General features: G+C 64.5%; 2 protein-coding genes. Both read left to right on the top strand.

Translation table 11 applies throughout. From position 1 onward, the window contains the following. Nucleotides 1–249 precede the first annotated feature (249 nt). Nucleotides 250–624 carry a VOC family protein gene (locus tag BQ17_RS00220; RefSeq protein ID WP_089723751.1) on the top strand — a complete coding sequence of 125 codons (375 nt, stop codon included), beginning with the start codon at nucleotides 250–252 and terminating at the stop codon, nucleotides 622–624. A 336-nt stretch (nucleotides 625–960) separates the two neighbouring features. After that, nucleotides 961–4881 carry a phosphoribosylformylglycinamidine synthase gene (gene purL, locus BQ17_RS00225; protein ID WP_089723752.1) on the top strand — a complete coding sequence of 1307 codons (3921 nt, stop codon included), beginning with the start codon at nucleotides 961–963 and terminating at the stop codon, nucleotides 4879–4881. Nucleotides 4882–5109 lie beyond the last annotated feature (228 nt).

Here is a 5109-nt window from a genome sequence, read left to right on the forward strand (position 1 = left end):
CTCTTCCTGCACCGCTATAATACGGAGCTATTGCCAGCTACTGGTTAAGCTGGCATTTAAAAATTAACCACCACCCATAAAATTTTCAAACTGAGCCACTGCCGTTATCAAGTCCGGCGTGTTGGGTTACGGCGCGTTCAACGTTGTTTGTGTCCTTCGGGATCAGGCAGCGCGCCTAACCCAACCTACACTTAACGCGAGGCCGCGCGTGCCGGCAGCGCGATCGAATGTGAAACGGGGGATTATCGGATGCCCGAAGAGGTTCGCATCCACCACGTCAGCTTGATCGTTGCGGACACGGAGCGGTCACTCGTCTTCTACCGAGGTCTGTTGGGGCTGATGCCCGACAAGCAGCGTCCGGATCTCGGTTATCCGGGGGCCTGGTTGTGGGTCGGCGATCAGCAGATCCATCTCTTAGAGCTACCCAATCCGGACCCGTTACAGGGGCGTCCACAGCATGGTGGACGGGACCGTCACCTGGCCTTGGCGGTGAAAGATGTAGCGTCGCTTGCGCTCCGTTTGGAGCAGGCCGGCATCACGTTTACCCGCAGCCGCTCCGGCCGTCCTGCAATCTTTTGCAGGGATCCGGACGGCAATGCGCTGGAGCTTATGGAGACCGCCTAGTACATTCCAGGGCGAGTGTGTATCAATTTCTTTTCGATTAACCAGTTGCTCCCGGCAGTGTAGGTTGCGTTAAGCCGCGCGAGAGAATGCCTAGAGGAGCATCGATGCCATTATACTCCCACATGGAACAATCTGCGCATTTCACTCCCTCTGCCTCCGGGAGGGTGTCGCAAAAGTTTTTTCGAACCACATCCTACCGGCTTTGCCCAACCTACGAGCTTCGGCCCTCTCCCGGGGGGAGAGGGGATGCAGCTTGTGGCGTGTCCAACCCACTGCTAGTGGCGATGTTTCCATTTAGACCTTAACCACTACCCCTCCGCTTACTTGGATAAAGCGATGCTCATTCTGCGCGGCGCCCCTGCTCACTCCGAATTCCGGTTGCGTAAGCTCGGGCAACGCCTGCTGGACGCCACCGGGCAGGTCCTGCGGGTAGCTGCCGAATACAGGTACTTCGCGGATCTCGAGCAGGATCTGCTCGCGGAGGAACGGAGGTTATTGGAGCGGTTGCTGCACCCTGGCCCCCGGCTGCCCGGACCGGATCGGGAAGGGGCACTGGTGCTGGTGGTGCCGCGTCCGGGGACTATTTCTCCCTGGTCGTCCAAGGCCACGGATATCGCCCGCAATTGCGGCCTGAACAAGATCCGGCGCCTGGAACGAGGCATCGCCTACGCTCTCCAAGCTCGATCTGCCAGGATCGATGAGGGCTTGCTCGTTGCCGCCGCGGTCCCCCTCCACGATCCGATGACCCAGGTCCCTCTATTCGCTATGGAGGACGCCTGCCGGCTGCTCGACCGGGCCGAGCCGCGTCCGCACCGGTCTATCGATGTGCTGGGCGCTGGGTTGAGCAGGGGGCGGGCGAATCTGGTGGCCGCGAACAGCGAGCTGGGCCTGGCCTTGTCCGGGGATGAGATCGATTATCTGGTGGAGCGCTTCAGGGATTTGGGGCGCAATCCCACGGACGTGGAGCTGGTGATGTTCGCCCAGGCGAACTCCGAGCACTGCCGGCACAAGATCTTCAATGCCGACTGGACGATCGACGGCGAGCCCCAGGACCGGTCCCTGTTCGCGATGATCCGCCACACCACCGCCTGCTCGCCGCAGGGGGTCCTGTCGGCCTACAGCGACAATGCCGCCATCGTAAAGGGTTGGCCGGGGAAGCGCTTCCTGGTGTCCCCTGAGGATGGGGTCTACGGTGAGCGCGACGAGGCCATCCACCTGTTGATGAAGGTGGAGACCCACAATCACCCCACGGCGATTGCCCCCGATCCGGGTGCGGCGACCGGCTCCGGGGGGGAGATCCGGGACGAGGGCGCCACCGGGCAGGGCGCCAAACCCAAGGCGGGCCTGTGCGGCTTTTCGGTGTCGAACCTACGCCTCCCGGACCGGGCCCTGCCCTGGGAGCGGGACTATGGTAGGCCGAGTCATATGGCCTCGGCCCTGGATATCATGCTGGAGGGCCCCATCGGTGCGGCCGCCTTCAACAACGAGTATGGGCGTCCCAATCTGTGCGGCTACTTTCGTACCTACGAACAGGCAGTACCAGGACCCGAAGGGACCGAATTGCGCGGCTACCACAAGCCTATCATGGTCGCCGGTGGCCTCGGCAATATCCGCGCCGAGCACATCGCCAAGCGGGAGTTTCCGCCGGGTACGCCCCTGATCGTGCTGGGGGGGCCGGCCATGCTCATCGGTCTGGGGGGCGGGGCCGCCTCCAGCATGGCGTCCGGGGCCTCGGCTCAGGACCTGGATTTCGCCTCCGTCCAGCGCGCCAACCCGGAGATGGAGCGGCGCTGCCAAGAGGTGATCGACAGCTGTTGGGCCCGGGGCGAGGAGAATCCCATCCTGTTTATCCACGATGTGGGGGCGGGTGGGCTTTCCAATGCCCTGCCGGAATTGGTACGGGATGCCCGGCGTGGCGGACGCTTTGCGCTGCGGGAGGTTCCGAACGACGATCCGGGCATGTCGCCCATGGAGATCTGGTGCAACGAGTCCCAGGAGCGCCATGTGCTGGCGGTGGCCGCCGAGCGGCTCGCGGCGTTCGTGGCCATCTGCGAGCGCGAACGGTGTCCCTATGCGGTGGTGGGAGAGGCGACCGAGGAGGAACACCTGCTGCTTACTGATGCCCACTTTGGGGACACGCCCATCGATCTGCCCATGTCTGTGCTCTTCGGCAAACCCCCGCGGATGTCGCGGACCGCTGCACGCATCGAATTTCAGAGACCGGCGCTGGATTTAGCGCGGGTATCCCTGCCGGATGCGGCGCGGCGGGTACTGCGTCTGCCCACGGTAGCCAACAAGGGGTTTCTGATTACCATCGGTGACCGCAGTGTTACCGGTCAGGTGGCGCGCGATCAGCTGGTGGGCCCCTGGCAGATACCGGTTGCCGACGTCGCGGTAACCCTCAGCGATTACGCGGGGGTAACGGGCGAGGCCATGGCCATGGGCGAGCGGCCCCCGGTGGCGCTGATCGATCCGGCGGCCTCGGGACGCCTGGCCGTAGGCGAGGCCATCACCAACATCGCCGCGGCCGCCGTCGACCGGATCTCCGACATCCGACTCTCCGCCAACTGGATGGCGGCGGCCGGACATCCGGGGGAGGATGCCGGGCTCTTCGACACCGTCCGCGCCCTGGGTCTGGAGCTGTGCCCGGCCTTGGGCGTGGCTATCCCCGTGGGCAAAGACTCCATGAGCATGAAGACCCTGTGGACGGACCGAGAAGGCCGCCCGCGGGAGATGATCGCCCCGCTGTCGCTGATCGTATCGGCCTTCGCGCCGGTACGGGACGCCGGCCGCACCCTCACCCCCCAGCTGCGCCTGGATGCGGGCGCTACGGATCTGATTCTCATCGACCTCGGGCAGGGACGCAACCGCCTCGGGGCCTCCTGCCTGGCCCAGGTCTACGGGCAGGTCGGCAACGTGGCCCCTGACCTGGACGACCCCCGGCTGCTCACGGGGTTTTTCGCTGCGGTGCAGGCACTCAATCGGGAGGGCCTGATCCTGGCCTACCATGACCGCTCCGATGGGGGGTTGTTCGTCACCCTGTGCGAGCTGGCCTTCGCCGGGCGTTGTGGTCTGGATGTGGACCTGGAGCCGTTGGGGCCGGAAGATCTGGCCGTACTCTTCAGCGAGGAGCTGGGGGCCGTGATCCAGACTCGGCGCGGGGACACGGACGCTGTGCTTGCGTTACTCGCTGAACGGGGACTGGGCGGTTGCAGCTGTGTGATCGGCACGCCCCAGGAATCGGAATCCATCCGGTTCCGGTGCCGGGGGGCCCAAGTCTTTGCAGCATCCCGCGCGGAGCTGCAGCAGCGCTGGTCGGAGACCAGTCTGTATCTGCAATCCCTGCGCGACAATCCGGACTGCGCGCGCGAGGAGTTCGATCGCATCGCCGATACCGCCGATCCGGGCCTGACCCTGGCCCTCGGTTTCGACCCCGCTGACGACATAGCGGCCCCTTACATCCTGAGCGGGGTGCGCCCCCGGCTGGCGGTGCTCCGGGAACAGGGCGTGAACGGGCAGTTGGAGATGGCGGCGGCCTTCCACCAGACCGGATTCGAGTGTGTGGACCTGCACATGTCCGACATCATTGCCGGACGGATGGATCTGGCGGGCTTTCGCGCCCTGGCGGCCTGCGGCGGCTTCTCCTATGGCGACGTGCTGGGCGCGGGGGCGGGCTGGGCCAAGTCGATCCTGTTCAACCCGCGGGCCCGGGACCAATTCCAGGCCTTCTTCGAACGGCGGGAGACCTTCGCCCTGGGGGTGTGTAACGGCTGTCAGATGCTCTCCAACCTCCGGGAGCTGATTCCGGGTGCGGACCATTGGCCCCGCTTCGTGCGTAACCGCTCGGAGCAGTTCGAGGCGCGGTTGGTGATGGTGGAGATAACGGACTCGCCCTCGGTGTTGCTGGCCGGCATGGCCGGCTCCCGACTGCCCATTGTCGTAGCCCACGGCGAGGGGCGGGCGGAGTTTCTCGACGCCGGGGATTTATCGCACGTCACCCCGCAGGTGGCGCTGCGTTACGTCGAAAATAACGGCGCCATCGCCGTGCGTTATCCGGCCAATCCGAACGGCTCCCCGGCAGGTATCACGGGACTCACCACCACCGATGGGCGCGTAACCATCATGATGCCCCATCCGGAACGGCTGTTTCGGGCCCTCCAATACTCCTGGCGGCCGGACCATTGGGCGCCAGACCATTGGGAGAAAGATGGCCCCTGGATGCAGCTGTTCAGAAACGCCCGGGTGTGGGTGGATTGAGTATGGGAAATCCGGTCTTGGGGCGTGTTGACATTTAGAAGGTCCGCACAGCGGACCCTACGGTCAAACAAGTGGTTAAGGTAGGGTCCGCTATGCGGACCTTCGGAAGCCCGCGTGGGGTGGGAAAGGCCAAGCGCCGTCCCGTAGGGAGCCTAGTGTAGTGCGCTGTAAATAGTAGAACTAACAAAGCCGCCCCTGGTCGGTTGTAGAGAGCCGATGCAGACAAGA

The sequence above is a fragment of the Candidatus Thiosymbion oneisti genome (genome assembly GCF_900092655.1).
GTDB lineage: Bacteria > Pseudomonadota > Gammaproteobacteria > Chromatiales > Chromatiaceae > Thiosymbion > Thiosymbion oneisti.